Origin of the sequence: Streptomyces pseudovenezuelae (genome assembly GCF_001513955.1) — a bacterium.
GTDB classification, from domain to species: domain Bacteria; phylum Actinomycetota; class Actinomycetes; order Streptomycetales; family Streptomycetaceae; genus Streptomyces; species Streptomyces pseudovenezuelae.
This window is the reverse complement of sequence record NZ_KQ948149.1, coordinates 119,519-135,463: the sequence shown is the minus strand read 5'-3', so window position 1 is coordinate 135,463 and position 15,945 is coordinate 119,519. Positions and strand designations below refer to the sequence as shown.

Annotated in this window: 11 protein-coding genes, 1 pseudogene and 1 riboswitch; of the genes and pseudogenes, 4 read left to right on the top strand and 8 right to left on the bottom strand. The window is 70.7% G+C overall.

The window, feature by feature from the left end; genetic code table 11:
* Position 1: 1 nt before the first annotated feature.
* Positions 2-2,845 (bottom strand): bifunctional acetate--CoA ligase family protein/GNAT family N-acetyltransferase, encoded by a 2,844-nt coding sequence (locus AQI94_RS24940; RefSeq protein WP_062229940.1) that lies wholly within the window; start codon positions 2,843-2,845, stop codon positions 2-4.
* Positions 2,846-3,033: 188 nt separating this feature from the next.
* Between AQI94_RS24940 and AQI94_RS24935 the strand changes: the two genes are divergently transcribed.
* On the top strand, positions 3,034-3,315 hold the full coding sequence (locus AQI94_RS24935) for an HPr family phosphocarrier protein (RefSeq protein ID WP_007385204.1): 282 nt from the start codon (positions 3,034-3,036) through the stop codon (positions 3,313-3,315).
* 126 nt (positions 3,316-3,441) lie between these two features.
* On the opposite strand, the gene AQI94_RS24930 is transcribed toward AQI94_RS24935, so the two are convergent.
* The 4 genes from AQI94_RS24930 to AQI94_RS24915 form a co-directional block, all read right to left on the bottom strand.
* Complete coding sequence (locus AQI94_RS24930) at positions 3,442-4,137, bottom strand: GntR family transcriptional regulator (RefSeq protein WP_031059752.1); 696 nt, start codon at positions 4,135-4,137, stop codon at positions 3,442-3,444.
* A gap of 188 nt (positions 4,138-4,325) precedes the next feature.
* Complete coding sequence (locus tag AQI94_RS24925; protein WP_031059749.1) at positions 4,326-5,078, bottom strand: M23 family metallopeptidase; 753 nt, start codon at positions 5,076-5,078, stop codon at positions 4,326-4,328.
* 13 nt (positions 5,079-5,091) lie between these two features.
* Positions 5,092-5,256, bottom strand: a riboswitch (cyclic di-AMP (ydaO/yuaA leader).
* 191 nt (positions 5,257-5,447) lie between these two features.
* The gene (locus AQI94_RS24920; protein ID WP_031059747.1) at positions 5,448-6,836 is read right to left on the bottom strand and encodes a M16 family metallopeptidase; all 1,389 of its coding nucleotides are present in this window, start codon (positions 6,834-6,836) and stop codon (positions 5,448-5,450) included.
* Positions 6,833-8,227 carry a M16 family metallopeptidase gene (locus AQI94_RS24915; RefSeq protein ID WP_199814406.1) on the bottom strand — a complete coding sequence of 465 codons (1,395 nt, stop codon included), beginning with the start codon at positions 8,225-8,227 and terminating at the stop codon, positions 6,833-6,835. The genes AQI94_RS24920 and AQI94_RS24915 overlap by 4 nt, the downstream gene beginning before the upstream one ends.
* A gap of 327 nt (positions 8,228-8,554) precedes the next feature.
* On the opposite strand from AQI94_RS24915, the gene AQI94_RS24910 reads away from it, so the two are divergent.
* Positions 8,555-11,008, top strand: a complete 2,454-nt coding sequence (locus tag AQI94_RS24910) for a DNA gyrase/topoisomerase IV subunit A (RefSeq protein ID WP_031059741.1) — start codon at positions 8,555-8,557, stop codon at positions 11,006-11,008.
* On the opposite strand, the gene AQI94_RS24905 is transcribed toward AQI94_RS24910, so the two are convergent.
* Positions 11,005-12,096, bottom strand: coding sequence for a CobW family GTP-binding protein (locus tag AQI94_RS24905; RefSeq protein WP_031059739.1), 1,092 nt, complete (start codon positions 12,094-12,096; stop codon positions 11,005-11,007). The genes AQI94_RS24910 and AQI94_RS24905 overlap by 4 nt on opposite strands.
* Positions 12,097-12,481: 385 nt before the next feature.
* On the opposite strand from AQI94_RS24905, the gene AQI94_RS24900 reads away from it, so the two are divergent.
* Positions 12,482-12,919 (top strand): DUF6082 family protein, encoded by a 438-nt coding sequence (locus AQI94_RS24900; RefSeq protein WP_318658117.1) that lies wholly within the window; start codon positions 12,482-12,484, stop codon positions 12,917-12,919.
* Between the two features lie 80 nt (positions 12,920-12,999).
* On the opposite strand, the gene AQI94_RS24895 is transcribed toward AQI94_RS24900, so the two are convergent.
* On the bottom strand, positions 13,000-13,236 hold the full coding sequence (locus AQI94_RS24895) for a hypothetical protein (RefSeq protein WP_031059733.1): 237 nt from the start codon (positions 13,234-13,236) through the stop codon (positions 13,000-13,002).
* 776 nt (positions 13,237-14,012) lie between these two features.
* Between AQI94_RS24895 and AQI94_RS24885 the strand changes: the two are divergent.
* A pseudogene (locus AQI94_RS24885) lies at positions 14,013-14,651 on the top strand (nucleotidyltransferase domain-containing protein); the annotation flags it as partial.
* A gap of 67 nt (positions 14,652-14,718) precedes the next feature.
* Here AQI94_RS24885 and AQI94_RS24880 read toward each other — a convergent pair.
* The gene (locus AQI94_RS24880; RefSeq protein ID WP_031059727.1) at positions 14,719-15,885 is read right to left on the bottom strand and encodes a citrate synthase; all 1,167 of its coding nucleotides are present in this window, start codon (positions 15,883-15,885) and stop codon (positions 14,719-14,721) included.
* Between the last annotated feature and the right edge of the window lie 60 nt (positions 15,886-15,945).

Genomic DNA, 15,945 nt, shown 5'->3' with positions numbered 1-15,945 from the left:
CTCAGTACGTGGGAAGGGTCCGCGGGCCGAGGTCGTCGCGGGCGGGCGGCGGCGCGAGCCGTACGGAGGCGCCGAGCACGCTCAGGCCGCGCGGGGCGACGACGACCGGCTCCAGGGTGACCGCGACGACCTCGGGATGGTCGTCGACCAGCCGGGACACCCGGAGCAGGAGTTCCTCCAGCGCGGGTGTGTCGACCGGGGTGGAACCGCGCCAGCCGAAGAGGAGGGGCGCGGTCCGGATCGAGCGGACCAGGGTCGCCGCTTCCCTGTCGGTGACCGGAATCAGCCGGTGCGCGGTGTCGTCGAGCAGTTGTGAGGCGGCCCCGGCGAGCCCGAAGGACAGCACCGCGCCGGCGGCGGGGTCGATGACGGCCCGGATCACGGTGTCGACCCCGCGCGGGGCCATCCCCTGCACCACCGGCCGCAGTTCCTCGGGCGTGCCGAACAGCTCGGTCAGCTCGGTGTACGCCCGCCTCAGCTGTTCCTCGTCCGCGAGATCGAGGCGTACGCCGCCGAGGTCGGCGCGGTGGCGCAGGTGCGGGGCGGTGGCCTTGAGGGCGACCGGGTAGCCGAGGGTGGCCGCGGCCCGCAGGGCGTCGTCGGCGGAGGCGGCGGGCAGGGCGCGGTGGACCTGGATGCCGTACCTGGCGAGCAGCTCACAGGTGTCCTCGGTGCCGAGGGTGAGGCCCTGCCCGCGCGTGAGCAGGCCGTCGATCAGGGCGGCGGCGCCCTTCGCGTCGATGTCCGCGTCGATGGACTCGGGCACCTTGCCGGGCTCGGCGGCCTCCCGGCGCCACTGGGCGTACTGCACGGCGTCGGCGAGGGCCCGCACCGCGCGCTCGGCGGCGGGGTAGGCGGGGATGAGGCGGTCGCTGTTCCCGGGCGCGGGCGGCTGCGCGGGGGCCGGTGTCGCGCGCAGCCGGTCCAGGGCGCGGAACGGGTGGTCGGCACGGATCTTCGGCGGGCCCGCGGTGGCCTGGGGCGCGGTGCTGGTCGCCGCAGACAGGGCCTCCGCGAGGCCTCCGAGCTCGACGTGGACCACGAGGACCGGCTTGCCGGGGACCTGCTCCGCCGCGGACCTGAGCGCCTCGGCCAGGGCGGCGTCGCCCGCGGTGCCCTCGCCGACCGCCGGGATGGCCGTCACGATCACCGCGTCGCAGGAGTCGTCGGCCAACGCGCGCGCGAGGGCCGCGTGGAAGTCCTCCGGCGTCGCCGCCGTCGTCAGGTCCAGCGGGGTCGACGGCCGCAGCCCCTCGGCCACGCACGCGTCGTAGGTGAGCAGGCCGAGCGACTCGGAGTTGCCGAGGATCGCCACCCTGGGGCCGGTGGGCAGCGGCTGGCGGGCCAGCAGGAGGCCGGTGTCCACGAGTTCGGTGATGGTGTCCACGCGGATCACCCCGGCCTGCCTGAGCAGCGCGGACACCGTCGCGTGCGGCAGCCGCGTGGCGCGGACGGCGTGGCCCTGCGGGGCGGTGCCCGAGCCCTGCACGACGACCAGGGGCTTCGCCGCCGCCGTACGCCTGGCGAGGCGGGTGAATTTGCGGGGGTTGCCGATGGACTCCAGGTACATGAGGACGACGTCGGTGTCCGGGTCGTCGTACCAGTACTGAAGGACGTCGTTGCCGGAGACGTCGGCGCGGTTGCCGGAGGAGACGAAGGTGGAGACGCCGGTCACGCCGGTGACGCCGGCGCCGCGCCGGTGCAGCCGGGAGAGCAGGGCGATGCCGATCGCGCCGGACTGGGCGAACAGGCCGATCCGGCCCGGGCGGGGGGTCTCGGGGGCCAGTGAGGCGTTCAGCCGGACGTCCGGGGAGGTGTTGATGATCCCGAAGGCGTTCGGGCCGATGATCCGCATGCCGTACGCACGCGCGTGCCGCACCAGTTCACGCTGGCGCTCGCGCCCGTCGGGGCCGCTCTCGGCGTACCCGGCGGAGAGCACGACGAGTCCCTGCACGCCGTGGGCCCCGCACTCGGCGACGACCTCGGGGACCTGCTCGGCCGGGACGGCGACGACCGCGAGGTCGACGGGGCCGTCGATGTCGCGCACCGAGCGGTGTGCGGGGATGCCGTCGAGGTCCTTCTGCTCCTCGGGGAAGGCCTTGTTCACGGCGTGCAGGCGGCCGGTGAAGCCGTACTCCTTGATGTTGCCGAGCACGCTGCGGCCCACACCGCCCGGGGCGCGTCCGACGCCGACGACGGCGACGGAGCCGGGGGTGAGCAGCCGCTGCACGGACCGCGACTCGGCGCGCTGTTCGCGCGCGTACTGCACGGCGAGCGAGCGGTCGGTGGGCTCCAGGTCGAACTCCAGGCGGACCACGCCGTCCTCGAAGCTGCGCTTCTGGGTGTACCCGGCGTCGGTGAACACCTTGATCATCTTGACGTTGGCCGGCAGCACCTCGGCGGCGAAGCGCCGGATGCCGCGCTCGCGGGCGACGGCCCCGATGTGTTCGAGGAGGGCGGAGGCCACGCCCCGGCCCTGGTGGGCGTCCTGCACGAGGAAGGCGACCTCGGCCTCGTCGGCGGGAGCGGAGGCGGGCATGCCGTCGGCGCCGATGCGGTCGTAGCGTACGGTGGCGATGAACTCGCCGCCGACCGTGGCGGCGAGACCCACCCGGTCCACAAAGTCGTGGTGCGTGAAGCGGTGGACGTCCTTGGCGGACAGGCGCGGGTAGGGCGCGAAGAAGCGGTAGTACTTCGACTCGTCCGAGACCTGCTCGTAGAAGCTGACCAGGCGATCGGCGTCGTCGACGGTGATGGGCCTGATGCGTGCGGTGCCGCCGTCGCGCAGCACCACGTCGGCTTCCCAGTGGGCGGGGTACTCGTGCCGGTCCGACGCGCTCTGCATGGGCCCCAGAGTACGGCTCGCGTACGACAACGGCGCGAGGCAGTCTGTGGAGAACGCGCGAGGACGGGCGTCGGGCCGAGGCCGCGGTCCGACGACTCACCCCGGGAGGGACCCCGGGTCCACTCCGGGGACACTTCACGTGTGGGAAACTGGTCTAGACAACCCTGAGAACCGAAGGGCAGCATCACATGGCTGAGCGCCGCGTCAACGTCGGCTGGGCCGAGGGCCTCCACGCCCGCCCCGCTTCCATCTTCGTCCGGGCCGCCACGGCCGCAGGTATCCCGGTGACGATCGCCAAGGCCGACGGCAACCCCGTCAACGCGGCCTCCATGCTGGCCGTTCTCGGCCTGGGCGCCCAGGGCGGCGAGGAGATCGTCCTCGCCTCCGACGCCGAGGGTGCGGACGCGGCCCTCGACCGGCTCGCGAAGCTGGTCGCCGAGGGACTCGAGGAGCTTCCCGAGACCGTCTGAGTTCGGGTGTCCTGAAAAGCACCGGAGGGCTCGTCCGAATTATCGGGCGGGCCCTTCGCTTTTCCCTTTTGCGGGCAGCATGAATACTCCCCCGCGAATTACTCTTCTTTGTATACGGCGCCCGTGTTAATGCCGGACACCCGTCACGTTTACAGGATGTTGCGAGGTCCTCACACGGTCCGCGCGGTCCTGTCCCGAGGGGGACCGCAGCCGGTGCGCCGCGCCCGAGCGTTCGGTGTGCAGCGCCGTGATCGCCCGCGCGCGCTCACCGTCCCCGCGTGCCACCGCGTCCACGATCGCGCCGTGCTCCGCCCAGGACTCCACCGGGTCGGCGGGCGCGTCCACGACGTACATCCAGGCGATCTTGTGCCGCAGCTGGGTCAGCATCGAGGTCAGCGCGGGGCTGCCGGAGGCCTGGGCGAGCGTCTCGTGGAACCAGCCCCCCAGGGAGCGCAGATCGTCGCTGTTGCCCCGCCTGGCCCGCTCCTGGCCCAGCCTGACCAGGCCGCGCAGCACTTTCAGATGGGCCTCGGTGCGCCGCTGGGCGGCCCGGGTGGCGCCGAGCGGTTCGAGGAGCATGCGCATCTCCAGGAGGTCGGCGCCCTCCTGCTCGGACGGTTCGGCCACGCACGCGCCCGCGTGCCGCCGCGTCACCACGAAGCCCTCGGCCTCCAGGGTGCGCAGGGCCTCGCGGACGGGGACACGGGAGACGCCGTAGCGACGGGCGAGCAGTTCCTCGGTGAGCCGGCTCCCGCGCTCGTGGACACCGGCGACGATGTCGTCCCGGATCGCCGTGCATACCGAGTGCGCCGGAATACGCATGTCCGACCTCCGTCTTAATCCCCGTGAAACGTCGCCGATTGACGTGTGTTCAGTGACTCTATTGCAATGAGCGGGAATTTCCGACGGCGGACCGGAATCCGGGGATATTTTTTGGACAACGGGCCGCTGGAAACGACGAAACCCCGGCTCGGGGAGCCGGGGCCTCGCGAAGCGTGCGCGACGGGTCGTCAGACGTTCACTCCGTGCGAGCGCAGGTAGGAGACGGGGTCGATGTCCGAGCCGTATTCCGGGCTGGTGCGCGCCTCGAAGTGCAGGTGCGGTCCGGTGACGTTGCCGGTCGCGCCGGACAGGCCGATCTGCTGGCCGGGGGTGACCGACTGGCCGACCGAGACGCCGATGGACGACAGGTGGCCGTACTGGGTGTACGTGCCGTCGGCCATCCTGATCACGATCTGGTTCCCGTACGACCCTCCCCAGCCCGTCTCCACGACGGTGCCGCGGCCGACCGCGTGCACGGAGGTGCCGCTGGCGGCGTGGAAGTCGACACCGGTGTGGCTCCCGGAGGACCACAGGGAGCCGCCGCTCTTGTAGCCGGTGGAGATGTAGGAGCCGGAGATCGGGGCGACGAAGGCGTTGAGGCGCTTGCGCTCGGCCTCGCGGGCGGCGCGCTCCTTGGCCTCGCGTATCTCCTTGGCGCGCGCCTCGGCCTTGCGCTTGGCCTCGGCGGCCGCCTTCTTCTGCGCGGCGGCCTGGGCCTGGGCCTCGGCCTGGGCGCCGAGCTGGTCCGCGAGGGAGTCCCCGACGGTGACGACGGGCATGAGGCCGGTCTGCTCGACGGAGTTGTCGGCGGCGAGCGCCGGGGCGGCGACGGCACCGATGACGCCGGTGGTGGCGAGGGCCGCGACGCTCGCGGCACGGGCGGTGGTGCGCTTCATGCGGCTGGGACGACGGTGCTTCCCGGTGGCGCAGGTGAACGCCATGTGGTGGCTGGTCCTTTCCTTCCTTCTCGCCTACCGGGTTAGCTGACGGGTTCGGAGCAGGAAGGTCTCCTACGGACCCCCTCGCGGTGCGCGGGCGTCCGATTCACCCCAGGGACGTGTGGTGTGGGTCCCCGGCTCCCCTGGCTCGCGCCATGCGGGGACTCGGCGATGACTGTCCGGTGCCGCGGGCGCGGCGCAGTGCCTGACGGACAGCCCAGAGGACGCTAAGCGGGCCTGCTTTCGATCCCCAAACCGAACAGGGCTTTTGTAGCGCATCCCACAGGGCAGACAGGCAACCTCCTGCCCAATCCGGACATCTGAGGGCCCTGGTGACGTTTGCGCCACCAGGGCCCTTGAAGCCGGGTTCCGCTACTCGGCCGTCACGACCTTGACTTCGCCGATGCCGAGGGCCTCGACGGGCTCCTTGATGGCGGCCGCGTCGCCGACCAGGATCGTCACCAGCCGGTCCACCGGGAAGGCGTTCACGACGGCGGCGGTGGCCTCGACCGTGCCGGTCGCGGCGAGCTGCTGGTACAGGGTCGCCTGGTAGTCGTCGGGCAGGTGCTGCTCGACCTGGTCGGCCAGCGTGCTCGCGACGGCCGCGGCCGTCTCGTACTTGAGCGGCGCCACCCCCACGAGGTTCTGTACGGCGACATCGCGCTCGGCGTCGGTGAGTCCGCCCTCGGCGAGCGTGCGCAGCACCTTCCACAGGTCGTCCAGCGCGGGACCGGTGTTCGGGGTGTCGACCGAGCCGCTGATGGCGAGCATCGCGGCGCCCGAGCCGTCCGGGGCGGACCTGAGGACCTGGCCGAACGACCGTACGCCGTAGGTGTAGCCCTTCTCCTCGCGCAGGACGCGGTCCAGGCGGGAGGTGAGGGTGCCGCCGAGGCAGTACGTGCCGAGCACCTGCGCGGGCCACACGCGTGCGTGCCGGTCGGCGCCGATACGGCCGATCAGCAACTGCGTCTGGACGGCGCCGGGTCGGTCCACGATGACGACCCGGCCGGTGTCGTCGGCGGTCACCGGCGGCACCGGGCGGGGCTGGGCCGTGGAGCCCGTCCAGGAGCCGAGGGTGTCGCCGAGCAGCGCGTCCAGGTCGATGTCGGTGAGGTCGCCGACGACCACGGCGGTCGCGGTGGCGGGGCGCACGTGCTTCTCGTAGAAGGCGCGCACGGCCGCGGAGTCGATGTTCTCGACCGTCTCCTCGGTGCCCTGGCGGGGTCGCGACATGCGCGCGTCCGCCGGGAAGAGCTCCCTGGAGAGCTCCTTGGCCGCGCGGCGGGACGGGTTGGCCAGCTCGTGCGGGATCTCGTCGAGGCGGTTGCGGACGAGCCGCTCGACCTCGCTGTCCGCGAACGCGGGCGCCCTGAGGGCGTCGGCCAGCAGACCGAGCGCCTTGGCCAGGCGGGAGGCGGGCACTTCGAGGCTGAGGCGGACGCCCGGGTGGTCGGCGTGCGCGTCGAGGGTGGCGCCGCAGCGCTCCAGCTCGGCGGCGAACTCCTCGGCGGAGTGCTTGTCGGTGCCCTCGGAGAACGCGCGCGCCATGATCGTGGCGACACCGTCCAGGCCGGCCGGCTCGGCGTCCAGGGGCGCGTCCAGGAGGACCTCGACGGCGACGACCTGCTGGCCGGGGCGGTGGCAGCGCAGGAGGGTCAGGCCGTTGTCGAGCGTCCCGCGCTCGGGGGCGGGGAAGGCCCAGACCTTGGGCTCGCCCGCCTGCGGCTGCGGGTGGAATTCCATCGTGGCGAGCTCGGTCACTTGGCCGCCTCCTCGTTCTCGTCGGTGGCTTCTACCGTCGCCGCGGACTCCGGGTCATCGGCGGCGTCCTCGGCGCTGTCGGCGATCTCTGCCGGGGCGGTGGGCTCGTAGACGAGCACCGCGCGGTTGTCGGGCCGCAGTTTGGCCGCAGCGACCGCCTGGACGTCCTCGGCGCTCACCTCCAGGACCCGCTGCACGGCGGTGAGGGCCAGCTGCGGGTCGCCGAACAGCACCGCGTACCGGCACAGTTCGTCGGCGCGGCCCGCGACGGTGCCGAGCCGGTCCAGCCACTCGCGCTCCAACTGGGCCTGGGCGCGCTCCATCTCCTCGGCCGTCGGGCCCTCCGCGGCGAACCGCGCGAGCTCCTCGTCGATGGCGGCCTCGATGACCGGCACCTCGACGTCACCGGAGGTCTTCACGTCGAGCCAGCCCAGCGAGGGCGCACCGGCCAGGCGCAGCAGGCCGAAGCCGGCCGCGACGGCCGTACGGTCGCGCCGCACGAGCCGGTTGTAGAGACGGGAGGACTCGCCGCCGCCCAGGACGGTCAGGGCGAGGTCGGCCGCGTCCGCCTCGTGGGTCCCGTCGTGCGGCAGCCGGTAGGCGGCCATCAACGCGCGCGCGGGGACCTCCTCCTCGACGACCTCACGCAACTGCTCGCCGATGATCTCGGGCAGGGAGCCGTCGCGAGGGGCGGGCTTGCCGTCGTGCGAGGGGATCGAGCCGAAGTACTTCTCCACCCAGGCGAGCGTCTGCTCGGGGTCGATGTCGCCGACGACCGACAGGACGGCGTTGTTGGGCGCGTAGTACGTACGGAAGAACGCGCGCGCGTCCTCCAGGGTGGCCGCGTCCAGGTCGGCCATCGAGCCGATCGGGGTGTGGTGGTAGGGGTGGCCCTCGGGGTAGGCGAGCGCGGTCAGCTTCTCGAAGGCGGTGCCGTAGGGGACGTTGTCGTAGCGCTGCCTGCGCTCGTTCTTGACGACGTCGCGCTGGTTCTCCATCGACTCGTCGTCGAGGGCGGCCAGCAGCGAGCCCATGCGGTCGGCCTCCAGCCAGAGGGCGAGCTCCAGCTGATGGGTCGGCATGGTCTCGAAGTAGTTGGTGCGCTCGAAGCTGGTGGTGCCGTTGAGCGAGCCGCCCGCGCCCTGGACGAGCTCGAAGTGACCGTTGCCCTTGACCTGGCCGGAGCCCTGGAACATCAAGTGCTCGAAAAGGTGAGCCAGGCCGGTACGCCCCTTGACCTCGTGGCGCGAGCCGACGTCGTACCAGAGGCACACCGCCGCGACCGGGGTCAGGTGGTCCTCGGAGAGCACCACGCGCAGCCCGTTGGCCAGGCGGTGCTCGGTCGCTGTCAGGCCCCCGGTGCCTGCCTGGTCTGTGGCCGTGTGACCCATGGGCATGTACGTCCCTTCGATCGCGGTCGCGGTCGTCAAAACCGCGTTTTTCCTGCCGGTCCTGCCACTGTATGCAAGCGTGCGGACCCTCGGCGAAGTTCCCGGAGCGCGTACGCCCACAGCGGATCGCGTAGCCTGCGGGCAACCGTGAGCAAGTCGCTGTGCGGACGTCGGTCCGGGCGGCCCGGCCGGGCCCCGGCCCGGACTGTCAGTGCCGCGGTCCACAATGGTCCGCGTCAGATCCCGTTCACGCTTCAGCAAGAGTGAGCCAAAGGGCCGACGTGAGCGACCCGTAGGCGAGCGACCAGAAAAGAGGAGCCGGCAGCGATGGCCCGCCGCAGCACGAAGACCCCGCCGCCCGACGACTCGTACGAGGAGCGGATCCTCGACATCGACGTCGTGGACGAGATGAAGGGCTCGTACCTCGAGTACGCGTACTCGGTCATCTACTCCCGCGCGCTCCCCGACGCCCGCGACGGACTCAAGCCGGTGCACCGGCGCATCGTCTACCAGATGAACGAGATGGGCCTGCGCCCCGACCGTGGCTATGTGAAGTGCGCCCGCGTGGTCGGCGACGTCATGGGCAAGTTGCACCCGCACGGCGACGCGTCGATCTACGACGCCCTGGTGCGCATGGCCCAGCCCTTCTCGATGAGCGTCCCGCTCATCGACGGTCACGGCAACTTCGGTTCGCTGGGCAACGACGACCCGCCGGCCGCCATGCGGTACACCGAGTGCCGCGCCGCCGAGGCCGCGAGCCTGATGACGGAGTCCATCGACGAGGACACCGTCGACTTCGCGCCCAACTACGACGGCCAGGAGCAGGAGCCGAGCGCGCTGCCCGCCGCCTTCCCGAACCTCCTGGTGAACGGCGCCTCCGGCATCGCGGTCGGCATGGCCACCAACATGGCGCCGCACAACCTCACCGAGGTCATCGCGGCCGCCCGCCACCTGATCCGCTACCCGAACGCGGATCTGGACGCCCTGATGAAGCACATCCCGGGCCCCGACCTGCCCACCGGCGGCCGGATCGTCGGTCTCTCCGGCATCCGGGACGCCTACGAGACGGGCCGCGGCACCTTCAAGATCCGCGCGACGGTCGCGGTGGAGACGGTGACGGCCCGCCGCAAGGGCCTGGTCGTCACCGAGCTGCCCTTCACGGTCGGCCCGGAGAAGGTGATCGCCAAGATCAAGGACCTGGTCGGTTCGAAGAAGCTCCAGGGCATCGCCGACGTCAAGGACCTCACCGACCGCGCGCACGGCCTGCGCCTGGTCATCGAGATCAAGAACGGCTTCGTGCCGGAGGCGGTCCTGGAGCAGCTCTACAAGCTGACGCCGATGGAGGAGTCCTTCGGCGTCAACAACGTGGCGCTGGTGGACGGACAGCCCCTCACCCTGGGCCTCAAGGAGCTCCTGGAGGTCTACCTCGACCACCGCTTCGAAGTGGTGCGCCGCCGCAGCGAGTTCCGTCGCACCAAGCGGCGCGACCGGCTGCACCTGGTCGAGGGCCTGCTGACCGCACTCGTCGACATCGACGAGGTCATCCGCATCATCCGCTCCAGCGACAACTCCGCGCAGGCCAAGGAGCGCCTGATCGAGCGCTTCTCGCTGAGCGAGATCCAGACGCAGTACATCCTGGACACGCCCCTGCGGCGCCTGACCAGGTTCGACCGCATCGAGCTGGAGTCGGAGCAGGACCGGCTCAACGCGGAGATCGCGGAGCTGACCCGGATCCTGGAGTCGGACGCCGAGCTGCGCAAGCTGGTCTCCGCCGAGCTGGCCGCGGTCGCCAAGAAGTTCGGCACCGAGCGGCGCACGGTCCTGCTGGAGGCCGGAGCGACGGCCCCCGTGGCCGCCGTACCGCTCCAGGTGGCGGACGACCCGTGCCGGGTGCTGCTGTCCTCGACGGGACTGCTGGCCCGTACGGCGAACGGCGAGCCGTTCCCGGAGGAGCCCGGCGGCAAGCGGGCCAAGCACGACGTGATCGTCTCCGTGGTGCCGGCCACCGCGCGCGGCGAGATCGGCGCGGTCACCTCGTCCGGCCGTCTGCTGCGGCTGAACGTCATCGACCTTCCGCAGCTCCCGGAGTCGGCCGCGAACCTCGCGGGCGGTGCCCCACTGGCGGAGTTCCTCTCCCTGGAGGACGACGAGACACTGATCTGCCTCACCACGCTGGACGAGTCCTCGCCCGGTCTGGCGCTCGGCACCGAACAGGGCGTCGTCAAGCGCGTGGTCCCCGACTATCCGTCCAACAAGGACGAGTTGGAGGTCATCACCCTCAAGGACGGCGACCGGATCGTGGGCGCGGTGGAACTGCGCACCGGCGACGAGGACCTGGTCTTCATCACCGACGACGCGCAACTCCTGCGCTACCAGGCCTCGCAGGTCCGTCCGCAGGGTCGTCCGGCGGGCGGTATGACGGGCATCAAGCTCACCGAGGGCGCGAAGGTCATCTCCTTCACGGCGGTGGACCCGGCGGTGGACGCGGTCGTCTTCACGGTCGCGGGCTCGCGCGGCACGCTCGACGACTCGGTCCAGACGACGGCCAAGCTGACCCCGTTCGACCAGTACCCGCGCAAGGGCCGTGCCACGGGCGGCGTCCGCTGCCAGCGGTTCCTCAAGGGCGAGGACTGCCTGTCCCTGGCCTGGGCGGGCGCCGTCCCGGCCCGCGCGGCGCAGAAGAACGGCACGCCGGCCGACCTCCCGGAGATCGACCCGCGCCGCGACGGATCGGGCGTGTCGCTGGCGAAGACGGTGTCGGTGGTGGCGGGGCCGGTCTAGGCCGGTTCCTCGGGGTCCTCTTCGGTGCCCTGCACGAATCGCAGGACGCCCCACATACCGGCCTCGTCGGCGGTGTGCGGGGCGTCTGTCGTATCCGCCCTGCACGCCTCCAGTTCCTTGCCGAGCGCCCGGGTGTCGATACCGGAGCCGATGAGGACGAGCTGGGTGAGCCGGTCGTCCCCGGCGTCCCAGGGCTCCGGGTAGAACCGCAGGAAGCTGCCGACGGCGTGGACGGCGTAACGGTTGCGGGCGTCGTACGGCCCGAAGTCGACGTACCCCTTGATCCGGTACAGCCCCTCCGGCCTGCTGTCGAGGAAGGCCATCAACCGACGGGGGTCCATGGGCACGTCGGAACGGAAGGCCACGCTGTCGTAGCCGGAGTGCAGGTGGTCCTCGTGGCCGTGCCCGTCAGTGTGGTCGTCGGTGTGGTCGTCGAGGTCGTCGAAGGAGAGCTGTCCGATGCGCTCCTCGCCGGGCCGGCAGTCGAAGAGGAACTCGGGGTCGATGCGGCCGTAGGTGGCCGGGACCACGGCCGCGCGGTCGACGAGGGACCGGACGACCGCCAGAACGCGCTCCGCGTCCTCGGGAGCCGCGCGGTCGAGTTTGTTGACCACGACGAGGTCGGCGAGGCCGAGATGCCGGTCCAGCTCGGGATGCCGGGCGCGGGTGTCGTCGAACTCGGCGGCGTCGACGACCTCGACGAGACCGCCGTAGACGATGTCCGGCTGCTCGCTGGCGAGCACCATGCGGACGAGTTCCTGCGGTTCGGCGAGTCCGCTGGCCTCGATGACGATGACGTCGATGCCGGTGTCCGGGTGGGCGAGCCGGGAGAGGTACTGGTCGAGCTCTCCGACGTCGACGGCACAGCACAGGCAGCCGTTCCCGAGGGAGACGGTCGAGTCGCCGAGCGCGCCGGCGACGGCCATGGCGTCGATCTCGATGGCACCGAAGTCGTTGACGACCGCTCCGATACGGCTGCCTCCGCTGCGGTGGAGGAGATGATTGAGGAGCGTGGTCTTGCCGGAACCCAGGAATCCGGCGAGCACGACGACCGGGATCTGCCGGGGACTCCCGCTCGGCTGACTCAACGTACGACCTCTTTCGCGCTGCTGCGTGCACCGGATCGCGGTCCCGGCGCACGTACGAGGTTTGAATGCCGGACCAGGATACGAGCCGGAACAATCACCGCGAAGTGAACGATTGTTAGCAGCACTTGCGGGGCAGACGTTGGGGAAGGCGCCGGTTCGTGCGACCCTCACTTCCCTCCGTGCGCCTCCTCTCCGCCTCCCCCGCCGATCAGAGCCGCTCGGCACCCTGGGAGACGGCAAGCGCCGCCCACCGCTCGCCGGTCCCCATCAGTCGACCCGCACCCCGACGACCGGCGGACGGCCGTTTGAATCAGGGGTTGACATGGCCACACAGAGCTCTGCGGTACGGAGGATCGGATCCGCTGTCAAAGCGGGGGTAGCAGCCGTGACCCACTCGATCGCAGCCCCAGGTCTGCGGCAGCACAGGCGGGCCACGCTCGCCGAGCAACACAGGCTTCACTTCGACCTGCTGTGCAAGGCGATGGACGATCCGGCCCTGGCTGCGGTTCTCGACACCTACGAGACCGACATCCCTCTTGAGAAGCAGCGCCAGTTCCTCTTCGCCAACGCGCTCTACATCAACGCCCTGTACTACTACCGCATCGGGGCACTCTCGAAGACGGAGTTGTACGGTCACCTGCGTGTGATGTGCCAGAACCAGGTGTTCCGTGACTACTGGGAAGCCACGCGCCATCACCGGAAGAGCCTGCCAGACACCTCGGAGGAGTCCGCCCTGGGCCGGATGACGGACGAACTCATCCAGGAGCTCGCCGAGGCCGAGACCGACCAGTGGTGGGTCGTCGGCGAACTGCCGGACGAGTAGCGGCGCGACGCCGGACGGGGGGTCTGACGCGATCGCCGCGTCAGACCCCCCGTCAGACGACAGACATCAGGCGCCAGACATCAGGCGTCAGGAATGTCCTGCTTGGCGCGAAGGAGCGTCTCGCGTGTAATGACCACGATCCGTTCATAGTCCGCTCGTGCGGCGTCGGACGGGAGCTCCGAATCGAGTTCCGCGGTGGCTTCGCGCCCGATGACGGCGAAGTCGCCGTTGCTGAGCTCGAAGATGTCGGGGCAGGTCGAGCCGGTAGCGCTGCCGCGCTCGCGAGGAGAAGCCCCGACACGTCGCACGATTTTCACGAAGAGATACCGCCTTCTTACGGGCTGGGAGAGGGGATGTGACCTCCCGGCCGGCGGCCTCCGGACAGATGTGTCGGAGCTGACTTTCTCCGAGCAAGGGGTGTTCGCCGGAGCGCGCCCGGCGAGGGGCCAGCGACAACCTACCGCTCTCCGGAGGGTCTGGTGCGCCAGTTGTCAGAGGCGTTGGGGTGAACTCTCACAGCGACTCTTGACCGCGTCCGTGGCTCCGCACCCGCCGCATCATCCCTCGCACCGCTCGCACAGCTCGCTGGGGCATCGAGTCCGACAGCGGCAAGACCGACCACTTCCTGGCCTTCGCCCAGGCCGCCACCCCCGTTCTGCTACCGCAGGATGGTGCGCCGGGCGGCCCGACCTGCGAGGACCGGCATGCAGAGCCGTCGGCATGGGACCGCCTCCACGCCGATCTCGGCATACGGCTACTGCCCCACCCCCGCGACCGAGCGCCGGAACCTCGCCCAGCGGATCCGGGAGGCCGTCCAGGCGTGGTCAGAAGTGCCCTGGGACGAGCTCGGCCGCGATGCGGAGGAGGACCCCCGTCAGCTCTTCGGGCCTGCGGAGTCGAGTTTCGGGACCCGCAACGGCCTGTGGCCGATCGCGAGCACATGGCTGTACCCGCTACCTGAACGGCGAAGCCCGAGCCTTGGTACGGCCCGGACCGGCGGCATGTGAGGTGCCGGCAGGGGACGACACGCACCGGCAGGAGACGGCCCCGCACGAGATGACACGGCTTCCGAGCCCGCTGATAGATTCCCGCGGTGAGCGAGCAACTGCCCAGTGGCGGCATCGAGCTGTCGCCGGATGAGATCGCAGACCTCCAAGCCAGGTGGTCGTCTTGCTGGACCCCGACTGAGGTCGCGCAGCGGTTGGCCGGGGTCGGAACACCCTGGTACGTGGCTGCGGGATGGGCGCTGGATCTGTTCCGCGGCAGGCGGACGCGCGCGCATGGAGATATCGAGATCGCGATTCCAGCCGCGCGTTTCCCCGAGATGCGCCACCTCTTCCCCGGATACGTCTTCGACGCGGCAGGCAGCGGCAGGATCTGGGAGAACGCCGCACCGGAGGTGCTGGCCGCCACGCATCAGACATGGCTCCGCGATCCGGCCACCGGCAACTACCTGCTCGACGTCTTCCGTGAACCGCACGACGGCGACACCTGGATCTGCCGACGTGACGAGAGGATCCGGCTTCCCTACAGCGACGTCATCCACCACACGCGAGACGGCATCCCGTATCTGGTGCCTGAACTGGTCCTGCTGTTCAAGGCCAAGCATCTCCGCGGCAAGGATCAAACGGACTTCGACGCGACCGTCCCGCACCTGACCCCGGATCAGCGCGAGACCCTGACCGAGCTGCTCACCCGCGTGCACCCGGGACATCCCTGGCTCGCAGCTCTCCAAGCCGGCCCTCGGCAGAGGGCGTACGGGCTGCGGGAGCAGCGGCTCGACAACGCGGCCGAGGAACTCAAGCCGCCGCCGGCACTACCGCCGGAGGTGGCGGGCCCACATACCGAGCCGCCGGGCGGATGATCTTCGAGTCCCGTGCCTGTTCGAGGATGTTGGCGCTCCAGCCCACCACCCGCGCCGCTGCGAAGGTGGGCGTGAACATCTCGCGGGGCAGGCCGCACAGTTCCATGACCACGCCCGCGTAGAACTCGACGTTGGTGTGGAGTTCGCGGCCGGGCTTGAGTTCGGCCAGGATCGCCTCCACGCGCTGCTCCACCTCGATCGCGAAGTCGACCAGCGGGCCGCCGAATTGCTGCGCTATGCCGCGCAGCATGCGGGAGCGCGGGTCTTCGGTGCGGTAGACGGGATGACCGAAGCCCATGATCCTCTCCCCGGCCAGGACGTGCTCGCGGATCCACGCATCGATCCGCTCGGGGCTACCGATCGCGTCCAGTGTGTCCAGCGCCCGGCTTGGAGCACCGCCGTGCAGCGGGCCTGACAGGGCGCCCACCGCACCGACCAGAGCGGCAGCGACGTCCGCGCCCGTGGAGGCGATCACCCGGGCCGTGAAGGTGGATGCGTTGAAGCCGTGATCAATGGTGGCGATCAGGTACTGCTCGATCGCCCGGGCCTGTTTCGCGCTCGGTTCGGAGCCGGTCAGCATGTAGAGGTAGTTCGCGGAATACGACAGATCGGTGCGCGGCTCGACCGGCTCCAGGCCCCGCCCGAGCCGGTACAGGGCCGCCAGCATGGTGGGCACGGCCGCCACGGCCGCCACCGTGTCCGCGCGACGCTGCTCGGCGTCGGTGTCGTACACCGGCCGGAACCCCTTCATCGCCCCGAACAGTGACAGCGCGCTGCGCAGGCCGGCCAGTGGACCGGAGGAGCCGCCGGCCGCGACAACGGCGGGCAGCGCGGCCCGCACCCCGTCGGGCAACCGACGCAGCTGCCCCGTGTACGCGGCGAAGGCGGCCTGCTGCGCGGAGTCGGGCAGGTCGCCGTGGATCATCAAGTGCCACACGTCCTCGAAGCTGCGGGTCTGCGCGAGGTCGACGGCGGAGTACTCCCGATAGTGATAGAAGCCTTCCCGCCCCCGGACATCTCCCAGCGCGGTGTCGGTGACGACGACCCCCGCGAGGCCTCGCGGCACGTCGACAGGGGCAGCGGCAGGTTGATCGATCTGCATGGTCTCCTCCTTCAACTTGATTCGACTGTCTATGCTGGACTCCATCAATGTCAATATTGA